Here is a 26956-nt window from a genome sequence, read left to right as displayed (position 1 = left end):
GTTGAAAGGATGCAACCATGCTGCTACCCGATTCCAAGACCGAGCTCGTCCGCCGTGGCAACAAGGTCGTTTACGACCTGGGCGACAAGATCGTCAAGGTCTTTAACGAGACCAAGCCTGTCTCCGACGTGTTCAACGAGGCTTTGAATCTTGCCCGCATCAATGAGTGCGGCATCCGCAGCCCCAAGGCTCTCGAGGTTTCCCAGCTCGAGAACGCCAACGGCTGGGCGCTCGTGACCGAGAAGGTTCCGGGCACCACCCTTGCCGAGAAGATGACTGCCGAGCCCCAGCGCTTTGGTGAGTACCTCGAGATGTTCGTCGACCTCCAGATCGAGATCCACGGCTACACCTCCCCGCTGCTCAACCGTCAGCGCGACAAGTTCGCCCGCATGATCGACAGCCTTGATCAGCTCAATGCCACCACGCGCTACAACCTTCAGGAGCGTCTGGACGGCATGACCAAGGAGTTCAAGGTCTGCCACGGCGACTTCAACCCCTCCAACGTCATCGTCGGCGACGACGGCCAGCTCTATGTGTGCGACTGGGCACACGCCACCCAGGGCTCCCCAGCTGCCGACGTTGCCACCACCTACCTGCTCTTTGCCCTCAACAGCAAGGACCAGGCCGAGGCCTACCTGGAGCTCTACTGCGACCGTGCCGACATGCCCATGCAGGTCGTGCGTCAGTGGACGAGCATCGTCGCCGCTTCCGAGCTCGCTCGTAAGCGCAACGTGAACGATGAGTTCCTGAAGAACTGGATCGACGTCGTCGATTATCAGTAATATCTGAGCGATTTATTTCGCATCGGAGGCATAATGGAAAACCCCGCAGCTCGCATGGGCTGTGGGGTTTTCCTTTTAGATATCGAGGATGCTACAAGATAATAGGACGGCCCCGCATCTCCCCGATTGGAGAAATGCGGGGCCGTCCCACATATCGAACTACAAGCGAAATCGTCGATTAACGGCGGGCTGCCTTAACAAGCTCGGCAACCTTGGCAACGACCTCGTCGATCGCCACGTCCTCGCGCTCGCCCGTAGCACGGTCCTTGAGCTCAACGGTGCCATTCTTAAGGCCGCGCTTGCCCAGAACCACCTGATACGGGAAGCCCATGAGGTCGTTATCGGCAAACTTAAAGCCCGGACGCTCATCGCGATCGTCGACGACGACCTCGATACCCTCGGCACACAGGCCATCAACAATCTGCTCGCAGACGGTAGCGCACTCTTCCTTCTTGGGATCAAGCGGAATCACCGCGACCTCGTACGGGGCAACGGAGACCGGCCAGACGATACCGTGCTCGTCGTTGTGCTGCTCCACGACGGCAGCAAGCGAGCGGGACACGCCCACGCCGTAGCAACCCATGATGAGCGGCTTCTCCTTGCCGCCCTCATCCATAAAGGTGGCACCCATGGCCTCGGAGTACTTGGTGCCCAGCTGGAAGACCTGAGAGACCTCGATGCCGCGGGCAGCGGAGAGCGGCTTGCCGCAGTGCGGGCAGGGGTCGCCGGCGACAACGGTGACCAGATCGGCCCACTCATCGACGGTAAAGTCGCGCTCGGGGCAGGCACCGGTAAAGTGATAATCGACCTCGTTGGCACCGCAGGCCCACTGTTTGGACTCGCGCAGGCTCTCGTCGCAGACCAGACGAATGCCATCGGGCAGGTTAACCGGTCCGATAAAGCCCTTGTGCAGACCGTTCGCCTGAAGCTCCTCGTCGGTCATCATGCGATAGCCCTTGCCAAAGACGTGCTCGGCCTTGCAATCGTTGAGCTCGTGATCGCCCGGAACAATGGCCACGACCGGCTTGCCCTCGGCGTCGATGAGTGCCAGCGACTTGCGCGTGCCGTTCTCGGGGAACCCAAAGAACTTAGCAACAGCCTCAATGGTGCCCATGCCCGGAGTCTCAACCTTGGTGAGCGTACCGTCACCAGGACCCTCGGTCACGACGACCTTGGTGCTTGCAGCCTCGTCATCGGCAGCGAAGCCGCAATCGTCGCAGTAGACGAGCGAAGCCTCGCCGGCGTCAGCCAAAGCCATGTACTCGACGGAGGTATCGCCACCGATCTCGCCAGAATCGGCGACGACGGGCAGAGCCTTGATGTAGCAGCGCTCGCAGATATTGGCGTACGCCTGCTTCATCTTGTCGTACTCCTCCTGCAGGCTCTCCTGCGTGGCGGAGAAGCTGTAGGCGTCCTTCATGATGAACTCGCGGCCGCGCATCAGGCCAAAGCGGGGACGGAACTCGTCGCGGAACTTGTCCTGAATGTGATACAGGTTGACGGGCAGCTGCTTATAGGAGCGTAGCTCGTTGCGCACCAGGGCCGTGACGGTCTCCTCGTGCGTGGGGCCCAGGACGAACTCGCGACCATGACGGTCGTCAAAGCGCACAAGCTCCTTGCCATAGGCGTCGATGCGGCCGGACTCGCGCCACAACTCGGCGTCGACCATGATAGGCATCATAAGCTCCTGGGCGCCGGCAGCGTCCATCTCGTCGCGCACGATGTTCTCGATCTTACGGATCGAGCGCCAGGCAAGCGGCAGGTAGGAATACAGGCCGGCGGCCTCCTTGCGGATCATGCCGGCACGGAGCAGCAGGCGGTGACTGGCGAGCTCAGCGTCCGCCGGATCCTCTTTAAGCGTCGGCGCATAGAGCTTAGACATATACATTGCTCGGGTCATTTATTTCTCCTCAATAAGCTTGTCGACCTCTGCCATAAGCGCGTCGACAATTTGGTCCTCAGCTACTTTACCAATGATCTGGCCATGCGAAAAGAGCAAGGCCTGACCACGTCCGCAAGCAACGCCCAGGTCGGCATCAGAAGCCTCGCCGGGGCCATTGACCGCGCATCCCATAACGGCGATCGAAAGCGGCGCGGAGTAGTTCTTAAGCCGCTCGGTGACCTCCTCGGCGATGGGAATGAGGTTAACCTGGCAGCGGGCGCACGTGGGGCACGAGACAATCTCGGGACCACGACGACGCAGGCCCAGCGACTGCAAAATTCCCCAGGCGACCGGCGGCTCCTCGACCGGATCGGCCGTGAGCGACACACGCATGGTGTCGCCAATGCCCTCGGAAAGCAAAATACCCAAGCCTACAGAGCTCTTGATGGTGCCCTGGAGCTTGGTCCCCGCCTCCGTCACGCCCAGGTGAAGCGGAACGTGGGGAATCTCACGCGACAGGGCTCGATAGGTATCGAGCGTCGTTTGCACGCTATGGGCCTTGGCCGAAAGCACAATGTTCGTAAAGCCGCGGTCCTCAAAGTGCTTGACGAAGCGCTCGCTCGACATCACGAGCTTTTCGGGCTGCGTGAGGTCTTCGCGCTCGGCGATATCCTGCTCAAGCGAGCCCGCGTTCACGCCAATGCGAATCGCGCACCCAGCGGCGCCCGCGGCATCGATCACGGCATCGACCTTGGCCCAATCGCCAATGTTGCCGGGATTGATGCGGAGCTTGGCGGCACCGGCCTCCACAGCGCCAATGGCCAGCTTGTGGTTAAAGTGGATATCGGCAACGATTGGCACCGGAGACTCGGCACAGATGGTGCGGAAACCCTCAAGCGCGGCCTCAGTGGGCACGCTCACACGCACGATATCGCAGCCAGCCTGCGCCAACGCGCACACTTGCGCAAGTGTTGCCTGGGCATCAGCGGTATCGGTGCAGGTCATGGATTGGACCACCACCGGCGCACCGCCACCGATCTGCACACCGCCCACATGCACGGGGCGCGTCAGCTCGCGCGGCAAAGGATGGGATAAAGACAATCCAAACACTCCCCTACAGAATAAATCGAAGGATGTCGGAACGAAGCATATAGACAAACAGCAGCGCAAAGAGCGCGATGCCCACATAGCTCACAATCGTCTGGACCTTGAGCGGAAGCTCGCGGCCAGCAATCTTTTGAATGATCTCGATGACCAGCTTGCCGCCATCGAGTGGTGGGATGGGCAGCAGGTTCATAAAGCCAAGCGAGAACGAAATGAGGGCGGCAAACGAAAGGAACGTGGCAGGGCCGGCAGCAGCAGCCTGTGAAGACATAACGCTAATGCCCACAATCGAAGAAGACTGATCGAGAATCTCCATCGTATGCTGCGGCTGGAGCAGGCGCATCACGCCCTCCGCTGTCTGCACGACATAGGAGAACGAAAGGCGAGCCGACGTGATGGGGTCTAAACGGACCACCTGCGTAGAGGCATACACACCTAGGCGCTCGTCCTCTTTGAGCGCAACCGAGGTCGAATGCTGCTTGCCGTCGCGCTCATACTCAATGGCGATATCGTCCTTACCGGCGGCCTTGCCGATGGCATCGTAAACGTCCATCCAGGTAGAGCACGATACTCCGTCAACCGAAAGGATCGCGTCGCCGCCCTCGATACCCGCCTTGGCGGCAATAGACCCCTCGTCAACCTGACCAATCACGTTGGTATCCATCGGCACGGTGACACCCGCAATAGAGTAGATGCTCATAAGCAGCAAAAAGCCCGTCAGGATATTGACGAGAATGCCCGCGAGCAGCATAAAGGCGCGCTTGAGAAAACCCTGGCCCAGATAAGTGTGCGAGCGCTCTTGCGCCAAGAAATCAGCCTCGCCGCACGGCAGCTCCCACACATCGCCCTCGGTAGTCGCATGCTCTCGATCGAAACGACGGCCGTCAAAGGTGGTGTAACCCGCCGCGTCTCGCGGCAGCGTCTGATACTTGGTGGGATAGTAGCTCGGCGAGGGCTTCTCCCCTTCCTCATACCAAGGCGCGATAGAGCCCCAACCCAAGAGCAAGGCGCATGCCTCGAGCACAACCTCCTCGGATAGCTCGAGCTCGACAGCAAGGTCGGCCACGGTCACGCGACCATGACGATAGATAGCCGCGAGCACGCGATCGGCGCAGGAGACATCGGTCGGATCCATACCGCAGATGGCAGCGTAGCCACCCAGCAGCAGCGGGGTCACGCCAAACTTGGTTCCAATGCGACGCGACGTGTAATGGATGTCAAAGCGGCACGGCAGGCCCAAAAAGAACTCGGTCACACGGACGCCGCAGGCACGCGCCGCCAAAAAGTGGCCGCCCTCGTGCAAAAACACGAGGACGGAAAGCATCAGCAGGCCCCAAAAGACCGATGAGAGAACGCTCAGAACAGTATCCATAAAACGAAAAAGCAATCCTTATGGGTTAGGAACGGGTTGCGGCGAGCACCTGCGCAGCCTTTTCACGCGCCCACGCATCGATGTCGCGAAGCTGCTCAAACGAATCGACCGCCTGCATATCGTGGGCATCCATGCAGGATTCCACAATGCAATCGATATCGGTAAAGCTACAGCCATCGTGCAGGAAGGCATCGACGGCGACCTCGTTGGCGGCATTGAGCACGCACGGCATGGTGCCACCCGTCTTGCCGGCACGTTCGGCCAGTGCCAGACAGCGGAAGGTATCCATGTCGGCAGCATCAAACGTGAGCTGCCCCAGCTCGCGGAAATCGATACGAGGCGCCGGGGTATCCCAACGCTCGGGATACGAGAACGCGAACTGGATGGGAATACGCATGTCGGAAGCACCGAGATGCGCCATCACGGAGCCGTCGGCAAACTCGACCATAGAGTGAATCTTGGACTGACGCTGCACGACCACGTTAATGAAATCGAGGTCGCAGTTAAACAGATGCATGGCCTCAATGCGCTCTAGGCCCTTGTTCATGAGGGTGGCGGAGTCGATGGTGATCTTGGCACCCATGGCCCACGTGGGATGTGCGAGGGCATCGGCACGCGTCACGCGATTGAGCTCGTCGCGCGTACGGCCAAAGAACGGACCGCCCGAGCAGGTAAGCCAAATACAATGAGCCTCGCGCGGGTCCTCCCCCAGATAGCACTGGTAGATGGCGGAGTGCTCAGAGTCGACTGGAATAAGCTGGCCCGGTTGCGCCAACGGCATAAGCAAGTCGCCACCGACGACGAGGGACTCCTTGTTGGCAAGGGCAAGACGCTTATTCGAGGTCAAGGCCGCATGGCTCGCCTCGAGACCGGCGGCACCCACAATAGCGACGAGCACGCAGTCGACATCGTCGCGACGCGCGAGCTCGCAAACCGCCTGCGCGCCAACGCCGAGCTTCGTTCCCTCGGGCAACTCCTGCAGCACGGCGTCATCGCCATGAGCGACATCGGCCACGGCAACCGCCGGAACCGAGAACTCGCGGGCAGCGGCAACGAGCTCGGAGGTACTGGAGTTAACGGATAGCGCCGTCACCTGCAGGCGATCGGCATGCTGACGGCACACATCGAGCGCCTGAGCGCCGATAGAGCCCGTACAGCCCAGGATGGCAACACGGAGACGTCCATCGGAGCCATACGTCGTCTGGAATGACATTACAGCACGCCTCCGATCATCAGCATCAGCTGCGCTGTGATGCAGCCGAAGATAAGCGAATCGCTACGATCGAGCATGCCGCCGTGGCCCGGGATAAGGTTACCGGAATCCTTAACGCCCACACCGCGCTTGATGCGAGACTCGATAAGGTCGCCGATAACGCCCAAAATGGACACGACCACGCCGCACAGCAGCGCATAGGGCAGGCTGAGCTTGTAGAAATGCGTCGCCCACAGGATGAGCCAAATCAAAACCGAGCCCAGGATGCCGCCGACAAACCCCTCCCAGCTCTTTTTGGGAGAAATCTTGGGAACCATCTTGTGTTTACCGATACGGCTGCCCACGATGTAGGCAAACGAATCGGAGACCCAAAGGGACGCACAAACGCCCACCGAAAGCAGGGCGCCGGCAAAACCGGGCACGGCATCGCGCAGCAGCACGATAGCCGACAGCATAAAGCCAGTGTAGATGGGACCCATGAGCGTCACGGCCACATCAGAGATGCGGGTACGCGGCGACCAGACATACCAAATGCCCACAGCGAGCATCAGGGCAAAAAGCAGGGCATTCAGCAACATCGAATCGCCCAACGCCGACAGCGGAAAGAGTACGGCGGCAGCGATACCCATGCGCTCGTTAGCCATCTTGCCATCGAGCCTCGTCATACGGAAAAACTCATAGCAGCACAGACCGCTCATGACAGAAACAAAGATGGCCGTGGGCACAATACCCAAAACCAAGCACAGGATAAAGACAACGGCGTAGACGATACCGGCAGCGGCACGGGTAATAAAGCCCGCCAGCCACGAACCGGTGCCGCTCTTCGCTGCAGGCGCTCCCGCAGTGGCAGCTTTGCGCGCAGGCGTCTTGGGAGCAGATGCCTTGGGACGATCGGACACGATTAAGCCTCCTCGGTCTTGCTCAGTCCACCAAACCTACGGTCACGGCCCTGATAGGCCAAAATGGCGTCGACAAGGCCCCAACGATCAAAGTCGGGCCAATAGGTATCGGTGACGTAGAACTCTGAATAAGCCACCTGCCACAGCAGGTAGTTCGAAAGGCGAAGCTCACCAGAGGTGCGAATCACAAGCTCAGGATCGGGTAGGCCGGCGGTATAGAGGTGGGAAGCCACCATGTCGTCATCAATTGCGCCAGGATCGATCTTACCGGCGGCAGCGTCGAGTGCGATCTGACGGACAGCGCGGGTAATCTCGGCACGCGCGCCGTAGTTGACGGCAAGCGCCAGCGTCATGCCGGTGTGATTGGCGCACTCGGCAAGACCGCGTTCAAAAACGTCGCGGGTCTTCTTGGGCAGCGCGGAAATGTCACCCAAAAAGACAACGCGCACGTTTTCGCGCTTCAGAAGCGGCAGCTCGTCGATAAACGTCTTGGCAAACAGGTGCATCAAGACGTTGACCTCATGCTGCGGGCGGTTCCAGTTTTCGGTAGAAAACGCATAGGCCGAAAGCACGTCGACGCCCAGACGCACGCAGGCGGTAATAATCTCACGAAGGGAGACGATACCCGCCTTGTGGCCCTCAGTGCGTGCAAGACCGCGCGATGTGGCCCAACGACCATTGCCGTCCATGATGCACGAGATATGGTGCGGAATGTTATTGAGGTCAAGGTCGGAAAAACCGACGCCCGCAGGGGCGTCGGCAAAGTACTCGACCAGTTTATGCTCGTCGTATTGCACCTTAGATCTCCATGACCTCGGCTTCTTTTTCCTTCAGAAGCTCCTCGACTTTGGCGACATACTCATCAGTGTGCTTCTGGACCTTGGCCTGCTCGCGACGGACATCGTCCTCGGTGAGCTCCTCATCGCGCTCGAGCTTGTTGTTGAAGTCGCGACGGATGTTACGGATAGACACCTTGGCCTGCTCGGCGTACTCGCGGCACTCCTTGACGAGCTCGCGACGGCGCTCCTCGGTGGGAGCCGGGAACGGCAGACGAACGACGGTGCCATCGGAGTTGGGGGTAATACCCAGATCGGAAGCGCCGATGGCCTTGACGATAGCGTTGATAAGTGCCTTGTCCCACGGCTCGATGAGCAGCATGTGGGCCTCGGGGGTCTTGACGGCGGCAATCTGCGTGACCGGCGTGGGAACACCGTAATAATCGACGGTGATGTCGGACAGAATGTTGGCATTGGCGCGGCCGGTACGGACCTTGGAGAAGTTATGCTTGAGGGACTCGAGCGACTTGTCCATATGGGCGGTGATGTTCTCTGCCATGCTTAATCCTCCTGATAGACGAGCGTGCCGACGGGCTCACCCGCGAGCGCGCGCTTGACGGCGTCCTCGCCATCGATGTTGAGGACCAAAATCGGCATACGGTTGTCCTGGCACAGTGCCGTAGCCGTGGAATCCATAACCTGCAGACCGCGGACGAGCACCTCGTGATAGGTAATCTTGTCAAAACGGACGGCGTCGGCGCACTTGACGGGATCCTTGTCGTAGATGCCGTCAACCTTGGTGGCTTTAATCAGAATCTCGGCGCCGATCTCGCACGCACGAAGAGCCGCGGCGGTGTCGGTCGTAAAGTACGGATTGCCCGAACCGGCGGCAAAGATAACGACGTTGCCCTTGGAAAGGTGGTTGATGGCGCGACGGCGAATATAGGGCTCGCAGATCTCGTTCATCTGGATAGCGCTCATAACGCGGCAGGGAACATCGTTGTGCTCGAAGGCATCCTGCAGGGCGAGCGCGTTCATAACGGTTGCCAGCATGCCCATGTAGTCGGCCTGAGCACGCTCCATGCCACCGGCAGCGCCGGCCATGCCGCGGAAAATATTGCCGCCGCCGACAACGACGCCGACCTCATGGCCAACGGCGAGCAGCTCCTTGACCTGTTTGGCAAGATGGTCGGTAACCTTGGGGTCGATGCCATACTGGCCGTCGCCCATCAGTGCTTCGCCAGAAAGCTTAAGAAGCACGCGTTTATATCGGATGTCGGACAAAGCGATCCTCCTTTAGATTGAACTCTCAACATTCTATCAAAGGCTCTAAGAAGAGCCATGAAAAAGCAGGCTGTGAGTAAAACCCACAGCCTGCTCATTACCAGCTACAAGAGCTTATTTACTCGCCACGAACCAGACGGTCAAAGGCAACGACGGTAATGGTGTCGCCGAGCTCCTTGGAGACCTGCTCAGCGTACTTCTTGATGGTGAGGGAGCTGTCCTTGATGAACTCCTGCTCGGTGAGCACGGACTGCTTGTAGAACTTCTCCAGACGGCCGACAGCCATCTTCTCCTGGATAGCCTCGGGCTTACCGGACTCGGCAGCCTGAGCCATGTAGATCTGCTTCTCGTGCTCGACGGTCTCGGCCGGAACCTGATCGCGGGTAGCACAGATCGGGGCGACGGCGGCAACCTGAAGGGCAACGTCGTGAGCGAAGGTCTTGAAGGACTCAGCCTGAGCGGTCTCGGCCTTCTCGAAGGCGAACTCGACGAGGACGCCGATCTTACCACCCATGTGGATGTAAGAAGCGAGCGCGCCGTTCTCAGCCTTGCGAGCAGCGAAGCGGGAGATCTTCATGTTCTCGCCCATGATGTGAATCATCTCGGTGAGCTCGGAGGAAACGGTCTCCTCGCCCATCGGCTTCTCGAGCAGAGCGTCGACGTCAGCAGGCTCGGTGGTAGCGACAACCTCAGCGACCTTGGAAGCAAAGCCGGTGAACTTGGCGTTGGAGCCAACGAAGTCGGTCTCGCAGGAGAGCTCGAGCAGAGCGCCGGTCTTGCCATCCTCGGAGACGAACGCGGCGACAGCGCCCTCGTTGGTCTCACGGCCAGCCTTCTTGGCAGCCTTGGCAAGGCCGTTCTTACGCAGAACGTCGACAGCGGCGTCCATGTCGCCGTCAGCCTCGACGAGAGCCTTCTTGCACTCCATCATCGGGGAGTCGGTCATCTCGCGGAGCTGCTTAACCATAGCGGCGGTAATCTGGGCCATTGTGGTTCCTTTCAAAGAGATGAAAAAGAATTAACTAAGACTGATTTACTCGGCCTTGGGCTCAGCGGCCATCTCGGCCTCGGAGACCTGCTCCTTGCCGGAGCCAGCGAGGCAGGCGTCAGCCATGAGCTCGCACATAAGGGTGACAGCGGAGATAGCGTCATCGTTGCAGGGGATGCCGTACTCGACCTCGTCGGGATCGGAGTTGGTGTCGATCAGGGCGACGACGGGGATGTTCAGGCGCTGGGCCTCCTTGATGGCGTTCTCCTCGCGCTTGGTGTCGATGACGAAGAGAGCCTGGGGCAGACCCTTCATGTCGCGGGCGCCACCGAGGTTGGTCTGGAGCTTAGTGAGCTCCTTGCCGAGAACAGCCTGCTCCTTCTTGGGCAGAACAGCCATGCGGCCGTCCTCGACCATAGCCTCGAGCTCCTCCATGCGGTTGATGCGGGAGCGGATGGTGACGAAGTTGGTCAGCATACCGCCGAGCCAACGCTGGTTGATGTAAGGCATGTTGGCGCGCTCAGCAGCGTTCTTGACGGCCTCCTGAGCCTGCTTCTTGGTGCCGACGAACAGCACGTTGCCACCCTTGGCGACGTTCTTGACGAAGGTGTAGGCCTGGTCGGCGTCGAGGATGGTCTGCTTGAGGTCAAGGATATAGATGCCGTTGCGCTCACCGAAGATGAACGGCTTCATCTTGGGGTTCCAGCGACGGGTCTGGTGACCGAAGTGGCAGCCGGCCTCGAGCAGGGTGCGGATATTAATCTTGGTAGCCATGTTAAACCTCCTGTGGTTTGCCTCCGCGCGGGGTCATCCTCCAAAACCAACCCGGACATGTGCTACCAAAGCCCGGGCACCACGGTATGAAGTAGCCGCGCGTGCGTGATAAAAACATGTTGCCGTGAAGCAACCCGATGAATGATAGCAGGAATGCTTCTTCCTGCCAACCCGCAATCAAAACCACACACCTGAGTGCGGCGCGGGACGTCCCAGCAACTATTCGCCGCGGGGATGGGCTTGAGCCACAGCCCGCTTAAGCCGATCGGGTGTGAGATGCGTGTAGATCTGCGTCGTGGACAGGCTCGCATGACCCAGCAGCTCTTGGACCGAGCGCAGGTCCGCACCGCCCTCGAGCAAGTCGGTCGCAAAGGTATGGCGCATCGCATGCGGGGCGATGTCGGCCGGAATGCCGGCGAGCGTCGCCAGCGTATGGAACCGCCGCCGGAGCATGGCGGCGCTCATGCGATTGCCGCGCGCCGATATAAGCAGCGGATGCGGCCCGGTGGCGGGGTCACGGCGCTTTGCCTGAGCGAGCAACACCGGCCTCCCCTCCTCAATATAGAAACGAGTCACCTCGAGCGCACGACGATACAGGGGGACGATACGTTCTTTGCTCCCCTTGCCCCACAGGCGCAGCGTGCGCTCGGACCATGAGATGGATTCCACATTGAGCGCCGCAAGCTCTGAGATGCGGGCACCCGAGGCATAGAGCAACTCGAGCATCGCCGCATCGCGCAGTCCCGCGGGTGTTGAGGTATCGGGGGCTTTGAGGAGTGCCTCCACCTGTTGAGTCGTAAGGACGCCCGGCAGGTCGCGCGGCAGCTTGGGCGATGCGATCGCCGAGACCGCATCGCCCTCGACAATCCCCTCGACAGCCATCCACCGATAGAGTGAGCGAATGGCAGACAGGTGTGCCGCAAGGGTCCGAGCCGCCACCTGGCCACGCGACAGCTCGGCCAAATAGGAACGAACGGTCCGTACGTCGGCGGCGCGAGCGTCGATGCCCTCGCGTTCGCACCACGCAGCAAAGCGCTCCAGCCTCGAGCCATAGGCCGTCACCGTGTTGGGAGAAAGTCCCTCGACGCGTGCGATATAGGCGATAAACGAGTCGACGGTGTCGTACAGGTCAAAGGCTATGACCGGTCGCCTCCAAACAGATCGGGGCGAGTGGCCAGATAGGCGTCAAGGGCCTCGAGCGCACGGTCCGCATAGGCCTGGTAGCGGTCGCGCTTGCTGCGGCGCTTACCATCCTCGAGTGGCGGCACCAGGCCAAAGTTGACATGCATGGGCTGATAGCCCACGGTGGCAGGATCGGTCGCATAGCCCACGAGCGCACCCAGGGCGCCCACGCGGGGCAACTCGACGGAATCGGCGCCGATAGCCTCTGCATAGGTGTTGAGCGCCGCGAGCAGACCGGTCGCCACGGCTTCCATGTACCCCTCGGTGCCGGTGATCTGACCGGCCAGGCGCACGCCGGTACCGGGCACGGCAAAGGTGCCATCGAGCACGTGCGGGGCGTCGACAAAGGTATTGCGGTGCATGACACCGTAGCGGAAGAACTCAGCGTTCTCCAGGCCCGGCACCATATGGAAGACGCGCTTCTGCTCGCCAAAGGTCAGGTTGGTCTGGAAGCCCACCAGGTTATAGGCGGTCTTCTCCTTGTTCTCGGCACGCAGCTGAATCGCCGCCCAAGGGCGACGTCCGGTACGCGGGTCGGTGAGGCCGACGGGCTTCATGGCGCCAAAGCGAATGGCGTCCTTGCCGGTGCGCGCAACCTCCTCGGCAGGCTGGCAGGCCTGGAACAGATCGCCGCCCTCAAAGTCCTTGAGCACCACGCGGTCGGCCGTGGTGAGCGCCTCGATAAAGGCCTCGTACTCCTCCTTGTTGAGCGGAGCGTTGAGATAGTCGCCGCTCCCCTGCTCCTCGTAGCGCGACTGCGAAAACAGCACGTCCATATCGAGCGTGGAGGCATCGACGATCGGCGCCGCGGCATCGAAGAACGCAAGGGCGTCGCCACCGACGAGCTTCATGACCTCTTCGCTCAGCGCCGGTGAACACAGCGGGCCCGCGGCAATGACCACGTGGCCCTCGGGGATCTGGGTGACCTCGCCGTGAACGACCTCGATATTGGGGCGGGCGGCAACCTCAGCCTCGACGAGCTCGGAGAATGTAACACGGTCGACCGCCAGGGCGCCACCAGCGGGAACAGCAGCGCGATGGGCGCAGTCAAGCAGGACTGAACCCATGCGCTCAAGCTCGGCCTTCAGCAAACCAGCCGCGGAATCCGGACGGGTCGACTTAAACGAATTGGAGCAGACGAGCTCTGCCAGGTGATCGGTATGGTGAGCCGGGGAGCTCACCTGGGGGCGCATCTCGCACAGCTTTACGGCAAACCCGCGGTCTGCCAGCTGGATCGCGCATTCCGAACCCGCCAGACCGCCACCGATAACCGTCACCTGATCGAACTGCATCTGCAAACACCTTTCTAATTGACACGTTTTCCATTGTGACCGAAGGGCGTCTGGGCGTGAAGGGCAAACTTGGAGGGCGCATACCTTCCATCCATCATGCGCTCGATAAGGCCCTCGAGTTCAAGCGAACCCAAGAGTTTGAGTACGCCGACAGCATCGAGTGAGACGAGCGCCGCGATGTCGTCGACCTTGAGCGGCGAGGCGATGAGCGCATGCATCACGGTCTGCTGTGTTGGATTCAGGTCGGCAATGCCGGGAGCATCGGGGCGCGAGTAGCGCAGGGTGCCGTATATGCGAGAGATAGCCATCTCGATGGACTCCTCGTCGACAATGCAGCAGGCACCGTTCGCAATGAGGTAATTCGTGCCACGCGACTCGGGCGATAGGATCGACCCCGGCACGGCAAGAAGTTCGCGCCCCAAATCCATAGCAGCCTCGGCTGTAGAAAACGTCCCGGAAGGCATACCCGCCTCGGATACAAAGAGGGCTTGCGACAGGGCCGCGATCACGCGATTGCGACGCGGAAAGGCAAACTTGCGCGGACCCATGCCCCACGGAGAGATCGACACGACCGCGCCGCCCGTATCGAGCGTGCGCGTAATAAGCCCCGCGCTCGAACGCGGGTAGACCACGTCGGCGCCCGTCCCCAGCACCACGACGTGTTTGCCGCCGGCGTTGACCGCAGCCCAACCCGAGGCCTGGTCACAACCGACCGCACCGCCCGAAACTACCGTCACTCCCGCCTCAACCGCCACCTTCGCCGCAAGCTCTGCCACGGCAAGACCATACGGCGAGGCCTTTCGCGCACCGATGATGGAGAGCGCGGGCGTCGAAAGCGCCTCGGGGTTGCCGCGCACATAGAGCGTCTGAGGTACATCAGAAAGCTCCAAAACGGTCTCGGGATACAACGCGTCACCTGGATGCAGCTCGAAGGTCCCCTCAGCCATCATTGGTCCCTCCTTCCCTGGTACATCGCCGCCTCGAGCACGTGGTCCTGCGTCACCTGCTCGCTCTCGGCGACATCTGCGATCGTGCGCGCAATGCGAACAAGGCGCACGATGCCACGCCCTGTGAGATGCGTGCGCTTCGACAGGCCGAGCACACACTTCTCCGCCGCATCATCGAGCTCAAAGGTCGAAACGACGCCGTCAATGGACCGAGTCTCGTCATCCTCGGCCTCGGCATCCGCATCGTCCATGCGGGATTCGCGCCAAGCGCGAAAGGCGCGACCGCGCACAACGTAGTCACGTAACTCGGCCGACGACATGCCCTCCGCACCCTCGATAATCACTTGAGGGTCGGGACGGGTCACATCGATCATCATGTCGATACGGTCGGCCAAAGGACCGCGCAGTTTAGACCGATAGCGCTCGACCATCGCCGCCGAGCAGCGACACGGCACCTCGCGATCGCCCAAAAAGCCGCAGGGGCAGGGATTGCTCGCAGCCAGCAGCTGAAAGCGCGACGGGAAGGTAAAAGCCCCGTCGACGCGTACGATCCTCACGTAGCCGCGCTCGATGGGCTGACGCAGCGTCTGCAGCACGCCAGTGGGAAACTCGGCAAGCTCGTCCAAAAAGAGCACGCCGCCATGAGCAAGGCTGATCTCACCCGGGTGCACCGGGCGCCCGCCGCCGATAAGGCCTGCGGTCGAAATACTGTGGTGGGGACTGCGGAAGGGGCGGTGCCCCGCCAACAAGCCATCAATGTTCTCACCCAAAACCGAATGGATGCACAGTGCCTCCTGCTGATCCTCAACGGAAAGCTCGGGCAGGATGCCGGTCATACGGCGTGCGAGCATCGTCTTGCCCGATCCCGGAGACCCGATCATGAGCAAGCCGAGTTCTCCTGCCGCCGCAAGCGCCATGCCGCGTTTAGCGACTTCCTGCCCCAGCACGTCTGCATAGTCGAGCTCGGGCTCAAAGGTCGCCTCGACACCCTCGGAATCCAAGTAGTGCCGTGCGGCATCGCCCATGCCGTGAGCAAGCTGAGACAGATGGTCGATAAAGCCGCAATCTACGCCCGCGAGTGGCACATGCTGGTCGGACCTGCCGGCGATAAAAGACAGCCCCATGTCGCGAGCCAATAGCTGAAACGCCACCTCGCCCTTGACGGGAAGCACCGTACCGTCCAGACCAAGCTCACCTGCGATAAGGCAGCGATCGAGGTTGTCACGGGGAATCTGCTCATCGGCCGCTAGAACCGCGATGGCGATGGGCAGGTCAAAGCCGCTACCGGTCTTGCGGATATCGCCGGGTGCCAGGTTAACGGTAATGCCCGAGCGCGGGATCTCGAACCCGGCGGAGCGCATCGCGCAGCGAATACGACCGCGTGACTCCATCACCTCCATACTCGGAATGCCGAGCATCTGGATGCCCGGAACGCCACCGGCAAGCGAGACCTCGACCGTGACGTGAATCGCCTCGACGCCGCGGATGCAGGCCGCGTGAACGGCAAACGTCTCGAACGCCATCACGACACCTGCCAATCGAACGCGTTGTACTGGTGCTCGATCTCGGCGATATGCCCGCCGCGGATGGTGACACCCACAGCATCGAAGCGAATCGCCTTGAGCGGATAATACTCCATGAGATAGCAGCTTGCGATGCGGCGGTAGCGGCGTTGCTTTTGGGCGTCCACGGCCTCCTCGGGAAAGACCCGCGTGGTGCAATCCAGGGCGACGCGTCTCGTCTTGACCTCGGCCATCACCACGACATCGTCGAGCTCATCGAGCAGCACCAGATCGGCCTCGCCCTCGGTGCAACGATAGCCCTGCTCCAGCAAGGTGTAGCCGCGCTCGTTAAAGTAGTCGATGGTGATCAGCTCGCCCAGCATGCCTAGCTCGCGGGGACTGAGTCCCTTGATAAACTCGGGCGTCATCGCCCCGGAGTCGAGCTCGCCGTTTTCCCAACGCTCCTTGAGCTGCTGCGTCTTGCTCTTTTTGCTTGCGGCACTCATGGGGTCTCCTTTCCCGCACACTGCATTGCCCCGATGATGAGGGCACCTTTCATGCGGGTAAGTACCGGAAGCAAACCAAAAGCTGACCAAATGCCGTCAAAAAACGGGCCGTACGCAACAATGGTGTTGCATACGGCCCGCTACCAGCAGGTTTATAAAACCCCAGAGGTCCATGTCTCCACAATTGGCCTAGAAAAGGCGCTCAGTCTGCAGAAAGTTTCCGCAAAAGCTCACGCGGTGCAGCGGACAAAGTCCATGTTTGCGAATGGCCTCGATGTGCTCGGGGCTCGCATAGCCCTTCGACTCGGCCAGATGGTACTCGGGATACTCGGCGTCGTACTCGACCATCATCTCGTCACGCGTGACCTTGGCCATGATGGACGCCGCGGCGATGCAGGCGATCTTGGCATCGCCCTTAACCACGTCGCGCTCATTGGGAACGGCGCCCAAGGGGTTGCCATCCATGAGGACGCAGTCGGGTTCAAGTCCCGTATCGGCCACCGCACCCGCAACGGCAGCGCGGATGGCGCGGGCCATACCCATCTCATCGATATCTGCAGGAGCGATATGGCAAAAGCCGATAGCAGTCGCCACCTCGGCAATCTTAACCGAGAGCAGCTCGCGGCGCGCCGGCGTGAGCTTTTTGGAATCGTTGATGCCCCAGATGCGCGGCTCCATAGGAAGACAGACGGCGCATACCGTCAAAGGACCGGCCACCGATCCGCGACCCACCTCGTCGACACCAACGACCACCCCATCGCCGCCAAGCTCATGCATAAGCTCGTACATGTCATTGACGCGCTCGCGCTCGGCAAGCTCTTTGGCATGACGTTTGAGGGCGCGTTCGCAAGCCTTGATCACCTGCTGGCGCGGGTCCTCGCGATAATGCTCCACGAGGGCGGGAATCTCCTCAAACGTAGCGCTCGCCAACTCACCGGCAACTTGCGATGCCGAAACCGAGCTCGTCATGTTGGCCATACTAGGCCCTCCTTGCATGCAAATCAGATAAAAAGAAGGGCCACCCGAAGGTGACCCTTGTGTCCAAACGAGTGGACAGACGCTGCGATCTTCTTAGCGCTTCTCGGGGATGCGAGCAGCCTTGCCCACCTTGTCGCGGAGGTAGTACAGCTTGGCGCGACGGACGCGACCATGACGAACGACCTCGAGCTTGGCGATCTTGGGGCTGTGAAGCGGGAAGGTACGCTCAACACCGACACCGAAGGACATCTTACGGACGGTGAAGGTCTCGCGGGCACCGGCGCCGGCCATGCGGATGACGTCGCCCTGGAAGACCTGGATGCGCTCGCGGTCGCCTTCCTTAATGCGGTAGTGAACCTTGACGTTGTCGGCGACGCGAACCTGAGGAATGTCCTCGCGGATCTGCTGACGCTCGATTGCGCGGATGTAATCCATGTGCAATTCCTTACTCTTCTAGAGGTGCCGTACCACCTTGGCCGGCACGTAGTTGAACAAACGTATTCCAGTATACACGCGCGGGTTTCTGCTGCAAGAACAATTTTTTACGCAGACAAAAAGACAAAACCCGCACATGATAACCGCCCGTCTCACGAATGAGACGGGCGGCATGAAGGGGGCTACGCTAGGCGTCTAAACCCAAAACGTTAGGCGGAACGCTTGGCCTCGAGCTTGGCCTGGGCGGCAGCCAGGCGTGCGAGGGGCACGCGGTAGGGCGAGCAGGACACGTAGTCAACATCGGCCACGTTAAACAGGCCCTTGATGGACTTAGGGTCGCCGCCGTGCTCGCCGCACACGCCAAAGTGCATGTCGGGGTTGGTGGCGCGGCCCTTCTCGACAGCCATGCGCACCAGTTCGAGTACTGCCGTGTCGATGGTCTCGAAGGGATTGTCCTTCAAGATCTTCTTGTGCATGTACAGCGGGATGAACTTGGCCTCGGCATCGTCGCGGGAGAAGCCGAAGGTCGTCTGGGTGAGGTCGTTGGTGCCAAAGCAGAAGAAGTCTGCGTGATGGGCGATCTCGTCAGCGACCATGCAGGCGCGCGGCAGCTCGAGCATCGTGCCCACGGGAATATTGAGCTCGACGCCCTCCTCGGCGGAAACCTCAGCGATTACGCGCTCGATAACCTCGCGGGTCTGGACATGCTCGGCCGTGATGGAGACGAGCGGAACCATGATCTCGGGGCGCGGATCGACGCCTTCCTTGATGAGACGGGCAGCAGCCGTAGCGACGGCGCGAACCTGCATAAACGGCAGATCGCTAAAGACGACGGACAGGCGCACACCGCGCAGGCCGAGCATCGGGTTGGACTCGACCATGCCGTCAATACGACGCAGACGGGTGCGCAGGGCGGCAAGCTCTTCCTCGTTGGCGCCAGCGGCTTCCTTCTTGGTGATGGCGACCTCGAGCTCGCGAGGATTATCCAAGAACTCATGAAGCGGCGGATCGAGCAGGCGGACAACCACATCGCGACCGGACATGGTCTTGAACATCGCCAGAAAGTCCTCGGTCTGGACCTTGAGCAGGTCGGCCAGGGCCTGCTGCTTCACGGCCTCATCGTCAGACAGGATAAAGCTCTGGATGATGTTCTTACGGTCACCCAGGAACATGTGCTCGGTGCGGCATAGGCCGATGGCCTCGGCACCAAACTCGAGTGCGAGCGCGGCGTCCTCGGGGTTGTCGGCGTTGACGCGCACGTGGTTGGCGTGACCGTCGGTCTCGTCCAGACGGATCTCGTCGGCCCAGGACAGGATGGTGTCCAGATCGCCGGTGAGCTCGGCCGAAACCAGATCAACGGCGCCGTCGACGACGATACCCTGGGTGCCGTCGATGGAGATGACATCACCCTCGCGCAGTACGCGGTCGCTGCCCTCGATGCGCACGACCTTCTCGGCGGCGTCAATATGGAAGCGCTCAACGCCACAGACGCAGGGCGTACCCATGCCGCGGGTGATAACGGCGGCATGGCTCGTCTTGCCACCGTGGCTGGTCAGGATACCCTCGGCGGCGACCATGCCCTTCAGGTCGTCGGGGTTAGTCTCCCAGCGAACCAAAATGACCTTGTGACCCTCGTTGGCGCGCGCGACGGCGTCATCGCTCGAGAAAACGACCTCGCCCACGGCGGCACCGGGGCTGGCATTAAGACCGCAGGCCAGCGCCTCATACTTCTTGGAAGCATCGAACTGCGGGTGCAGGAGCTGGTCGAGCTGCGCGGGATCGATACGGTTTACGGCCTCCTCGCGGGTGATCAGTCCTTCCTCGACCATTTCGATAGCGATGCGCAGAGCGGCGGTTGCGGTACGCTTGCCCACGCGGGTCTGGAGCATCCAGAGCTTGCCCTGCTCGATGGTGAACTCGATATCGCACATATCGCGGTAATGATCCTCGAGCGTCAGGAACACGCGCTCGAGCTCCTTGCCTGCGGACTCGAGGCCCGGGGTGGCCTTGAGGTCGGCGATGGGCTCGGTGTTGCGGATGCCGGCGACAACGTCCTCGCCCTGGGCGTTAACCAAAAAGTCACCGTAGAACTCCTTGGTGCCGTCTGCCGGGTTGCGTGTAAAGGCGACACCGGTCGCAGAGGTCTCGCCCTTGTTGCCAAAGGCCATGGCCTGCACGTTGACGGCGGTGCCGAGCTCGTCGGAGATTCCATGCTGCTTGCGGTAGATGCAGGCGCGCTCATTCATCCAGCTGCCAAAGACGGCCTGGATGGCAAGGCGCAACTGGAGCTCCGGATCATGCGGGAAGACGGGCTTGCCGTCGGCGACCTCGAGCTCGGGATACAGGGAGGCATCGACGTTCTCGGAGAAGATGCCCTTAAAGGTCTCGACGAGCTCCTGCAGATCCTCGGCCGAAAGCTCGGAGTCGACGCGGACGCCGGCGACCAGGCGTGCCTGGGTCAGCGCGTTCTCGAACAGGTCGGCGTCAACGCCCATAACGACGTTGGAGAACATCTGAATAAAGCGGCGGTAGCTATCCCAAGCAAAACGCGGATTTTGCGTCTGGGCGATGAGCCCCTGAACGGAGTCGTCGTTGAGGCCTAAGTTGAGGACCGTGTCCATCATGCCGGGCATGGAGAACGGAGCGCCCGAACGAACCGACACGAGCAGCGGATCGGAGGCGTCGCCGAGCTTCTTGCCGCAGCGGGCCTCGAGGTCCGCCTCGGCAGCAACGATCTCATCGAGTGCACCCTCGGGCCACACGTTGCCGGCACCGGAGTACTCGACGCAAGTCTGGCAGGTAATAGTAAAGCCACCGGGAACCGGCAGGCCGATACGGCTCATCTCGGCAAGGTTAGCGCCTTTGCCGCCAAGCACGAAGTTCATGGACTTGTCGCCCTCGGTGACACAGGTGCCCTGGGCGTCGGTACCAAAACGGTAAACCCTCTTGCAATCGCTCACGATACTTCCCCTTCCATGCGCTTACGCGCACGACCGTGGTAACGAATCGACCCGCCGGATGCGGGCCGTGAGGGAACTATACGGCCGGATTTGAACGGGCTTGAGCAGAGGATACGCGGTTTGGTAAACGTGCTAAAACTGGCGGTAAACGGTAGGTAAAGTTGGTTACCTTATGAAGATACCACTACAATAAAAAAGCAGGTCAGATGCGATGTTTTTGCTAAATCGCTTTATCAAAATGCTACTAATATTAGGCGCGGCTGGTGGCTCGGCGGGCGCGAGCTTCTTGGATTTCCTCCAAGTGGCTAATGATCTCGGCAGCGCTTTCCTCGATGGCCTTGCCGTCGGTACGCACCACAAAGCAGCCTAGGCGTTTCATGAGGGCACGAGCTTCCTCAAGCTCGCTGCGCACGCTCTCGGGCTCGGCATAGGAGCCGGCAACGGCACGAGCGTAGTCATCGCCCAAGCGGCTATCGCGAATTTCGGAAATCACATCGACGGTCGAAATCAGGCCGAACAGGCGCATCGGGTCGACCTCGTAAATCGACTTCGGCGGCTCCATGCCATGGGCCAACGGAACATTGGCAACCTTGTAGCCCTGATAAGCCAGATACATCGACAGCGGCGTCTTGGACGTGCGCGATACGCCCAGCAGCACGATATCGGCACCCGACAAATCGTCGCAACCGCGCCCGTCATCGTGCTCAACGAAATATTCCATGGCCTCGATACGATGGAAATAGCGGTCATCGGTCCTGTGAATCACGCCCGCGACGCCTTTGGGCGGCACACCGATGAGCGACGATAGCACGGCGAGCGTCGGACCGATCAGGTCGACCGAACGGATATGCAGCATGCCCAGGTAATCGAGCACGCGGGCGCGAAGCGCCGGATCGACAATGGTGTGAAACACGGCAATATCGCGATGGTCGGCATCGACGCGCGGGCCCACAAACGACTCCACCTGCTCCACCGAGGTCACCTTGGGCAGGCGCAACAAACGAAAAGCCCCTTCATCAAATTGCCCGGACGCCGCAAGCACCACCTCACAAGCGGTATCACCGAGCGAGTCGGAGATAACGATAACGGTGGGACGAGCGGTGACCGGGCAATCCATGCGGGGCTCCTTTTGCGCTTACGCGCAGGCTGGCTTACTTTTTACGAGCAAGCTCACCGATGTTGGCGATGCCGGAGAAAACGGCCTCGAAGCGGTTGAGCAGCTTAAGGCGATTATCGCGGAGCTGCTCGTCCTTGTCCATGACCATGACCTCGTCGAAGAAACGGTCGATGGGCGCGCGCAGGGCGGCGAGGGCAGCAAATGCGGCCGGATAATCCTCGGTAGCAAGGGCGGCATCGACAGCGGTCTGAGCAGCCTCGGAGGCGTCGGCGAGCGCAAGCTCGACCTCGCCCATCAGGCTGCGGTCGTACTCCACGCCCAGCTCGGGCTTGGAGATATGCGCGGCGCGAGCATAGGCGGTCGCAAGGTTGTCGAACGTCTCGGCGTCGTTCTTGCGGGCCTCGTCGAGGGCGGCGCAGCGGGCGAAGAAGACGGACGGAGCGATGATGTGCACCGCGGAGACGGCGGCAACGGTATCGGCCGGGATCTTTTCGTCGCGGGCCATGCTCACCAGGCGGCCATGGAAGAAGTCACGAACCTGCTGGGCGACCTCGGCGGCGTCGAACTCAATGCCCTGCTCGCCATAGAGCTCGAGGGCGAAGTCGATAAGCGACGTGGGGTCGATCGGCAGACGGTCGCGCAGGATGTTGATGATGCCGATAGCGGCACGACGCAGCGCATAGGGGTCGGAGGAGCCGGTCGGGGGCTCGCCGATGGCAAAGATACCGGCAATGGTATCGAGCTTGTCGGCACAGGCCACGATGCAGCCAGCGGTGCCCTCGGGCAGCTCGTCACCGGCAAAGCGGGGACGATAGTGATCGCGAATGGCGTGGGCGACCTCGTCGTTCTCCCCCATCGCGGTCGCGTAATAACCGCCCATCACGCCCTGCTGGCTCGTGAACTCGACGACGGCGTTAGACACCAGGTCGGCCTTGCACAGGTGCGCGGCGCGAGCAGCGTCGGCGGCCAGGTGGGCGCCCAGATGGGCCTCGCGAGCGATGGCAAGCGCGAGTTGCTCAATGCGCTCGGACTTGGCGAGCACGCTACCGAGCTTCTCCTGGAAGGCGACCTTGGCCAGACGCTCGCGGAACTCGTCGAGGGAGATCTTCAGGTCCTCCTCGTAGAAGAACTTGGCGTCGTCCAGACGGGCGCGCACGACGCGCTCGTTGCCGTCAATCACGCGCTCGGCATTCTCGGGCTTGCTGTTGGAAACGACCACGAACTCACGCGTGAGCTTGCCCTCGCCGTCATAGATCGGGAAGTAGCGCTGGTTGGTGAGCATGGACTCGCAGATAATCTCGTGCGGGACCTTGAGAAACTCCTCATCGAAGGTACCGACGAGCACCGTCGGCCACTCGCAGAGGTTAATGACCTCCTCAAAGACCTTCTTGGGCGTATCGACATGGCAGCCGGGACGGGCAGCCTCGACCTCGGCGATACCGGCGAGGATGGCCTCACGACGACGCTCGGCAGAAAGCACACCGGCGTCCTCGAGCACCTGCTCGTAGACGGCGGGGCTGGCAACCACATGGTCGCCAGGGCCAAGCACGCGATGACCACGCGTGGTGTTGCCACTCGTCACGTCGGCAAACGACACGGGCACAACGTCCTCGCCCAGAAGGCAGCAGATCCAGCGGACCGGACGAACAAAGGTCGCATGCTCGTGACCCCAGCGCTGAGAGCGGTAGTTGGGCCACTGCAGGCCAGCGATAGTCTTCTCGCACAGGGCCGTCAGGATCGGGGTGGCCGGGGCGGAAGGGATGTTCTTCTCGGCAAAGACGTACTCACGGCCGTCGGTGTCCTCGCGACGGACCAGATCCTCGGCAGCCACACCGCACTTGCGGGCGAAGCCCTGGGCGGCCTTGGTGGCGTTACCGTCGGCATCGAAGGCGATGTTGGCCGCGGGGCCGCGCTTGACCTCGTGAACCTCGTCGGTCGCGGTGGCGACGTCGGCAACGAGCGCAGCCAGGCGGCGCGGGCTCGAGATCACACGGACCTCGCCGTGGGCCAGACCGGCCTCGTCGAGACCCTTGGCGATCATGGTGCCAAGCTGCTTGACGGCATTGTTCAGCGGTGCGGAGGGCATTTCTTCCGTACCGATCTCAAACAGGAAATCCTTAGCGTCTGCCATGGCTTACGCCACCTCGCCTTCCTGATCGGCATTCTCGTTGACTCCGGCGACCTCGGCCATGTAGGCCTCGCAGCACGCCTTGGCGACGGCGCGGACGCGCAGGATGTAGTTGGCACGCTCGACCGCGGACAGGGCGCCGCGAGCATCGAGCAGGTTGAAAGTGTGGCTGCACTTCATGACGCAGTCATATGCCGGCAGCGGCAGCTTGCGCTCCAGGCAGGAATGGCACTCGGCCTCGTAGTCGTCAAACTTCTGACGCATCATCTCGACGTTGGCGACCTCAAAGTTATAGGCACTGAACTCGCGCTCGTTCTCGAGGAACACGTCGCCATAGGTCATGGGCGTGCCGTCGGGCAGGTAGCTCCACACCAGGTCGTAGACCGAGTTAACGCCCTGGGCGTACATGGCGATACGCTCCAGGCCGTAGGTGATCTCGACGGGCACGGGGTCGACCTCGATGCCGCCCACCTGCTGGAAGTACGTAAACTGCGTGACCTCCATGCCATTGAGCCAGACCTCCCAGCCAAGGCCCCAGGCGCCGAGCGTCGGGCTCTCCCAGTCGTCCTCGACAAAGCGGACGTCATGGTCGTTGGGGTCCAGACCGATAGCGGCAAGAGACCCCAGGTAAAGCTCCTGGGCGTTGACCGGAGAGGGCTTGATGAGCACCTGGAACTGATAGTAGTGCTGCATGCGGTTGGGGTTCTCGCCGTAGCGGCCGTCGGCGGGACGGCGGCAAGGCTGCGCATAGCAGGTGCGCCACTCGGCGGGACCGAGCGAGCGCAGCGTGGTCGCGGTATGGAAGGTACCGGCACCGACCTCGGAGTCATAGGGCTGCATAATGACGCAGCCCTGCTCGCCCCAGTACTGCTGGAGACGCAAGATGATGTCTTGGAAGGAAAGCGATGAAGCGTTCATGCCTCTAATATCCCCTCGTCGAAACGATTACACGGTTAGGTACTGTACTATAGCGGTTTTTAGTCGATAGCGCCGATGCGGTTGAGCGGCCAGTAGCGCACAAGCGCCACAGCGATCAAATCAGAGCGATCGACGGGACCAAAGTAGCGTGAGTCGGCAGAGTTTTCGCGGTTGTCGCCCATCACCCACACGCACCCGTCGGGAACGGTGTAGGGATAGCTTACCTGAGCGCCGGGCGCTTGGACCGAAAGTGGCCAGCTCATGCCCGTCGTATAGTCCTCGTCGAGCGCTTGGCCGTCAACGACCACCTTGCCATCCTGCAGGTCGACCGTCTGGCCGGCCGTGGCAATAACACGCTTGACAAGAACATCATGCTCGGAGGTGCCATCGGGGTTGTGAAACACCACGATATCACCCTGCTTGACGGGCTGACCGAGCTCGAGGCTCACCTTTTGTGCCAGGATCTGGTCGCCAATCTCGATCGTGGACTCCATGGAGCCGGTGGGCACCACAAAGGGCTCGACCACAAACGAGCGAATCAAGAAGGTGGCCACGAGCGCGATCGCGATGACCGCGATCCACTCAAAAGCGCCCCTCAACGCGGAATGCTGCGATGGAACCATTCTCACTCCTCGCTCTGCGAATACGCAGCGTCCAAAATCTCCTGCGCGTAAGCGCGCTCCTGGGGCGTAAGGCGCGCCGTCTCGATCAGATCGGGACGCCAGCGGCAGGTGCGCTCGATGGCGTTCTTGCGACGCCAGGCATCGACCTTGGCATGATCGCCACTCACGAGCACCGGCGGCACGCCCTCGCCGTTGAACTCGGCAGGACGGGTGTACTGCGCGTACTCGAGCAGTCCTCCGTCCTCGGCGGTCGAGAACGACTCGTCGACGTTGCTCATCTCGTCGCCCAGGGCGCCGGGAATCAGGCGTACGACGGCATCGGCAACGACCATAGCGGGAAGCTCGCCGCCCGTAAGCACGTAGTCGCCGATCGACAGACGCTCATCGGCATACGCATACGCGCGCTCGTCGACGCCCTCGTAGCGACTGCACACAAACAGCAGGCGCTCACTTTTGAGCAGGCGCTCGGCCACATGCTGCGTAAAGGGCTCGCCACAGGGGGTAAAGAACACCACAGTGGGCTTGGGACCCTCTGCGCTAATGGCCTCGATGGCCTCGGCGATAGGCTCGACCTTCATGAGCATGCCCTGCCCGCCGCCGTACGGCTCGTCATCGACGGTACGATGGCGGTCGTGCGTCCAGTCGCGCAGGTTATACGCCTTAAAATCAAAAAGGCCGGCCTTGCGGGCGCGGCCCAAGATCGATGTGGACATGACGGGCTCAAACATCTCGGGAAAGACCGAAAGGGTCTCGATCAGCATGTTGTCCTCCCTACTTGTCCATATCGATCAGGCCGTCCATAACGTGGACGGAAAATGTTCCTGTGTCGGGAAGATCGAGCACGACCTGCTCGATCACGGGAATCAGCACCTCGCCGTACCGATCACCCTCGACAACCCAAACATCGTTGGCGGGCGTCGACATGATCTCGACGATCGTACCGAGCGAACCGAAGCGCTCGTCGACCACCTCGCGACCCATCAGGTCGGTATAGGCAGCGTCGAGCGAATCGAGCTCAAAGTCGTCACGATTTGCCAGCACGTAGCATCCCGTGATGCCCTCGGCGGCCGTCAAGTCGTCAATGCCCTCAAACGAGACCAGATCGCCATCGCCCGTATCGGTGACGGACACGACCGTGCAAAAGCGGTCGCGCTTGAGCGCCGGCGGCGTCAGGGCGACGCGCATACCCGGCTCTAATACAGAAGGAAGCCCCCGCAGCGGCTGCGCGAGGACCTCCCCCTTCCTTCCGTGCGGCTTGACCACACGGGCGATGTTTTTGTACTGGGACCTCAAG

Annotated in this window: 25 protein-coding genes; 1 reads left to right on the top strand and 24 read right to left on the bottom strand. The window is 61.2% G+C overall.

The genetic code is table 11. The annotated features are described in order from the left end of the window. Nucleotides 1–17: 17 nt before the first annotated feature. Nucleotides 18–782 carry an aminoglycoside phosphotransferase family protein gene (locus DXC52_RS02235; RefSeq protein WP_006236119.1) on the top strand — a complete coding sequence of 255 codons (765 nt, stop codon included), beginning with the start codon at nucleotides 18–20 and terminating at the stop codon, nucleotides 780–782. 178 nt (nucleotides 783–960) lie between these two features. Here DXC52_RS02235 and DXC52_RS02230 read toward each other — a convergent pair whose 3' ends face one another. The 24 genes from DXC52_RS02230 to rimM form a co-directional block, all read right to left on the bottom strand. Beyond that, nucleotides 961–2682 carry a proline--tRNA ligase gene (locus DXC52_RS02230; RefSeq protein ID WP_233504741.1) on the bottom strand — a complete coding sequence of 574 codons (1722 nt, stop codon included), beginning with the start codon at nucleotides 2680–2682 and terminating at the stop codon, nucleotides 961–963. After that, a complete protein-coding gene (gene ispG / locus DXC52_RS02225; RefSeq protein ID WP_229028270.1) occupies nucleotides 2683–3765 on the bottom strand; it encodes a flavodoxin-dependent (E)-4-hydroxy-3-methylbut-2-enyl-diphosphate synthase in 1083 nt (360 codons plus the stop codon). It abuts the gene before it with no gap. Between the two features lie 13 nt (nucleotides 3766–3778). Further along, complete coding sequence (locus DXC52_RS02220) at nucleotides 3779–5140, bottom strand: RIP metalloprotease (protein ID WP_006236116.1); 1362 nt, start codon at nucleotides 5138–5140, stop codon at nucleotides 3779–3781. A gap of 25 nt (nucleotides 5141–5165) precedes the next feature. Further along, entirely contained in the window at nucleotides 5166–6353 is a 1188-nt protein-coding gene (gene dxr, locus DXC52_RS02215) for a 1-deoxy-D-xylulose-5-phosphate reductoisomerase (protein WP_117745962.1), read from the bottom strand. After that, nucleotides 6353–7252, bottom strand: a complete 900-nt coding sequence (locus DXC52_RS02210; RefSeq protein WP_233504739.1) for a phosphatidate cytidylyltransferase — start codon at nucleotides 7250–7252, stop codon at nucleotides 6353–6355. Before DXC52_RS02210 ends, dxr begins: the two co-directional genes overlap by 1 nt. 2 nt (nucleotides 7253–7254) lie before the next feature. Next, nucleotides 7255–8049 (bottom strand): isoprenyl transferase, encoded by a 795-nt coding sequence (locus DXC52_RS02205; RefSeq protein WP_055309876.1) that lies wholly within the window; start codon nucleotides 8047–8049, stop codon nucleotides 7255–7257. Nucleotide 8050: 1 nt separating this feature from the next. Continuing rightward, entirely contained in the window at nucleotides 8051–8587 is a 537-nt protein-coding gene (frr, locus tag DXC52_RS02200; RefSeq protein ID WP_089573404.1) for a ribosome recycling factor, read from the bottom strand. Between the two features lie 2 nt (nucleotides 8588–8589). Further along, on the bottom strand, nucleotides 8590–9312 hold the full coding sequence (pyrH, locus tag DXC52_RS02195) for a UMP kinase (RefSeq protein ID WP_117745961.1): 723 nt from the start codon (nucleotides 9310–9312) through the stop codon (nucleotides 8590–8592). A gap of 118 nt (nucleotides 9313–9430) precedes the next feature. Further along, nucleotides 9431–10300, bottom strand: a complete 870-nt coding sequence (gene tsf, locus DXC52_RS02190) for a translation elongation factor Ts (protein WP_022094736.1) — start codon at nucleotides 10298–10300, stop codon at nucleotides 9431–9433. 45 nt (nucleotides 10301–10345) lie between these two features. After that, complete coding sequence (gene rpsB, locus DXC52_RS02185) at nucleotides 10346–11074, bottom strand: 30S ribosomal protein S2 (protein ID WP_006236109.1); 729 nt, start codon at nucleotides 11072–11074, stop codon at nucleotides 10346–10348. Nucleotides 11075–11293: 219 nt separating this feature from the next. Continuing rightward, complete coding sequence (locus DXC52_RS02180) at nucleotides 11294–12202, bottom strand: tyrosine recombinase (RefSeq protein ID WP_265333306.1); 909 nt, start codon at nucleotides 12200–12202, stop codon at nucleotides 11294–11296. 8 nt (nucleotides 12203–12210) lie between these two features. Further along, nucleotides 12211–13548 carry a methylenetetrahydrofolate--tRNA-(uracil(54)-C(5))-methyltransferase (FADH(2)-oxidizing) TrmFO gene (trmFO, locus tag DXC52_RS02175; RefSeq protein WP_117745959.1) on the bottom strand — a complete coding sequence of 446 codons (1338 nt, stop codon included), beginning with the start codon at nucleotides 13546–13548 and terminating at the stop codon, nucleotides 12211–12213. 14 nt (nucleotides 13549–13562) lie between these two features. Continuing rightward, the gene (locus DXC52_RS02170; protein ID WP_055250024.1) at nucleotides 13563–14498 is read right to left on the bottom strand and encodes a DNA-processing protein DprA; all 936 of its coding nucleotides are present in this window, start codon (nucleotides 14496–14498) and stop codon (nucleotides 13563–13565) included. Beyond that, nucleotides 14495–16018 carry a YifB family Mg chelatase-like AAA ATPase gene (locus DXC52_RS02165; protein ID WP_055250022.1) on the bottom strand — a complete coding sequence of 508 codons (1524 nt, stop codon included), beginning with the start codon at nucleotides 16016–16018 and terminating at the stop codon, nucleotides 14495–14497. The genes DXC52_RS02170 and DXC52_RS02165 overlap by 4 nt, the downstream gene beginning before the upstream one ends. Continuing rightward, the gene (locus tag DXC52_RS02160) at nucleotides 16018–16503 is read right to left on the bottom strand and encodes a YraN family protein (RefSeq protein ID WP_117745958.1); all 486 of its coding nucleotides are present in this window, start codon (nucleotides 16501–16503) and stop codon (nucleotides 16018–16020) included. The genes DXC52_RS02165 and DXC52_RS02160 overlap by 1 nt, the downstream gene beginning before the upstream one ends. Nucleotides 16504–16692: 189 nt before the next feature. Then, on the bottom strand, nucleotides 16693–17481 hold the full coding sequence (locus tag DXC52_RS02155) for a ribonuclease HII (RefSeq protein ID WP_117745957.1): 789 nt from the start codon (nucleotides 17479–17481) through the stop codon (nucleotides 16693–16695). Nucleotides 17482–17574: 93 nt separating this feature from the next. Further along, a complete protein-coding gene (rplS, locus tag DXC52_RS02150; RefSeq protein ID WP_006236098.1) occupies nucleotides 17575–17916 on the bottom strand; it encodes a 50S ribosomal protein L19 in 342 nt (113 codons plus the stop codon). A gap of 209 nt (nucleotides 17917–18125) precedes the next feature. Continuing rightward, nucleotides 18126–20876: a pyruvate, phosphate dikinase gene (gene ppdK, locus DXC52_RS02145; RefSeq protein WP_117745956.1), complete on the bottom strand. Its 2751-nt coding sequence runs from the start codon at nucleotides 20874–20876 to the stop codon at nucleotides 18126–18128. 250 nt (nucleotides 20877–21126) lie between these two features. Next, nucleotides 21127–21993: a pyruvate, water dikinase regulatory protein gene (locus DXC52_RS02140; RefSeq protein ID WP_117745955.1), complete on the bottom strand. Its 867-nt coding sequence runs from the start codon at nucleotides 21991–21993 to the stop codon at nucleotides 21127–21129. A gap of 34 nt (nucleotides 21994–22027) precedes the next feature. Then, entirely contained in the window at nucleotides 22028–24124 is a 2097-nt protein-coding gene (gene glyS, locus DXC52_RS02135) for a glycine--tRNA ligase subunit beta (RefSeq protein ID WP_117745954.1), read from the bottom strand. A gap of 3 nt (nucleotides 24125–24127) precedes the next feature. Then, nucleotides 24128–25039 (bottom strand): glycine--tRNA ligase subunit alpha, encoded by a 912-nt coding sequence (locus DXC52_RS02130; protein WP_117745953.1) that lies wholly within the window; start codon nucleotides 25037–25039, stop codon nucleotides 24128–24130. Nucleotides 25040–25098: 59 nt separating this feature from the next. After that, the gene (gene lepB / locus DXC52_RS02125; protein ID WP_035138578.1) at nucleotides 25099–25662 is read right to left on the bottom strand and encodes a signal peptidase I; all 564 of its coding nucleotides are present in this window, start codon (nucleotides 25660–25662) and stop codon (nucleotides 25099–25101) included. Nucleotides 25663–25664: 2 nt separating this feature from the next. Further along, nucleotides 25665–26423 carry a tRNA (guanosine(37)-N1)-methyltransferase TrmD gene (gene trmD, locus DXC52_RS02120; protein WP_117745952.1) on the bottom strand — a complete coding sequence of 253 codons (759 nt, stop codon included), beginning with the start codon at nucleotides 26421–26423 and terminating at the stop codon, nucleotides 25665–25667. Nucleotides 26424–26433: 10 nt separating this feature from the next. After that, complete coding sequence (gene rimM, locus DXC52_RS02115; protein WP_117745951.1) at nucleotides 26434–26955, bottom strand: ribosome maturation factor RimM; 522 nt, start codon at nucleotides 26953–26955, stop codon at nucleotides 26434–26436. Between the last annotated feature and the right edge of the window lies 1 nt (nucleotide 26956).

Source organism: Collinsella sp. TF05-9AC (genome assembly GCF_003438495.1).
Taxonomy (GTDB): domain Bacteria; phylum Actinomycetota; class Coriobacteriia; order Coriobacteriales; family Coriobacteriaceae; genus Collinsella.
Note: the sequence above shows the minus strand (reverse complement) of the source record. Positions and strands in the feature narration are given on the sequence as shown.

What these genes read in the sequence shown, in the direction of transcription:
- DXC52_RS02230 (WP_233504741.1), bottom strand. Translation starts at nt 2,682, where the DNA reads ATGACCCGAGCAATGTATATGTCTAAGCTCTATGCGCCGACGCTTAAA.
- tsf (WP_022094736.1), bottom strand. Translation starts at nt 10,300, where the DNA reads ATGGCCCAGATTACCGCCGCTATGGTTAAGCAGCTCCGCGAGATGACC.
- frr (WP_089573404.1), bottom strand. Translation starts at nt 8,587, where the DNA reads ATGGCAGAGAACATCACCGCCCATATGGACAAGTCGCTCGAGTCCCTC.
- DXC52_RS02130 (WP_117745953.1), bottom strand. Translation starts at nt 25,039, where the DNA reads ATGAACGCTTCATCGCTTTCCTTCCAAGACATCATCTTGCGTCTCCAG.
- lepB (WP_035138578.1), bottom strand. Translation starts at nt 25,662, where the DNA reads ATGGTTCCATCGCAGCATTCCGCGTTGAGGGGCGCTTTTGAGTGGATC.
- trmD (WP_117745952.1), bottom strand. Translation starts at nt 26,423, where the DNA reads ATGCTGATCGAGACCCTTTCGGTCTTTCCCGAGATGTTTGAGCCCGTC.
- DXC52_RS02155 (WP_117745957.1), bottom strand. Translation starts at nt 17,481, where the DNA reads ATGGCCAACATGACGAGCTCGGTTTCGGCATCGCAAGTTGCCGGTGAG.
- DXC52_RS02235 (WP_006236119.1), top strand. Translation starts at nt 18, where the DNA reads ATGCTGCTACCCGATTCCAAGACCGAGCTCGTCCGCCGTGGCAACAAG.
- rpsB (WP_006236109.1), bottom strand. Translation starts at nt 11,074, where the DNA reads ATGGCTACCAAGATTAATATCCGCACCCTGCTCGAGGCCGGCTGCCAC.
- DXC52_RS02160 (WP_117745958.1), bottom strand. Translation starts at nt 16,503, where the DNA reads ATGAGTGCCGCAAGCAAAAAGAGCAAGACGCAGCAGCTCAAGGAGCGT.
- DXC52_RS02140 (WP_117745955.1), bottom strand. Translation starts at nt 21,993, where the DNA reads ATGGATTGCCCGGTCACCGCTCGTCCCACCGTTATCGTTATCTCCGAC.
- DXC52_RS02165 (WP_055250022.1), bottom strand. Translation starts at nt 16,018, where the DNA reads ATGGCGTTCGAGACGTTTGCCGTTCACGCGGCCTGCATCCGCGGCGTC.
- DXC52_RS02170 (WP_055250024.1), bottom strand. Translation starts at nt 14,498, where the DNA reads ATGATGGCTGAGGGGACCTTCGAGCTGCATCCAGGTGACGCGTTGTAT.
- trmFO (WP_117745959.1), bottom strand. Translation starts at nt 13,548, where the DNA reads ATGCAGTTCGATCAGGTGACGGTTATCGGTGGCGGTCTGGCGGGTTCG.
- DXC52_RS02220 (WP_006236116.1), bottom strand. Translation starts at nt 5,140, where the DNA reads ATGGATACTGTTCTGAGCGTTCTCTCATCGGTCTTTTGGGGCCTGCTG.
- glyS (WP_117745954.1), bottom strand. Translation starts at nt 24,124, where the DNA reads ATGGCAGACGCTAAGGATTTCCTGTTTGAGATCGGTACGGAAGAAATG.
- dxr (WP_117745962.1), bottom strand. Translation starts at nt 6,353, where the DNA reads ATGTCATTCCAGACGACGTATGGCTCCGATGGACGTCTCCGTGTTGCC.
- rplS (WP_006236098.1), bottom strand. Translation starts at nt 17,916, where the DNA reads ATGGATTACATCCGCGCAATCGAGCGTCAGCAGATCCGCGAGGACATT.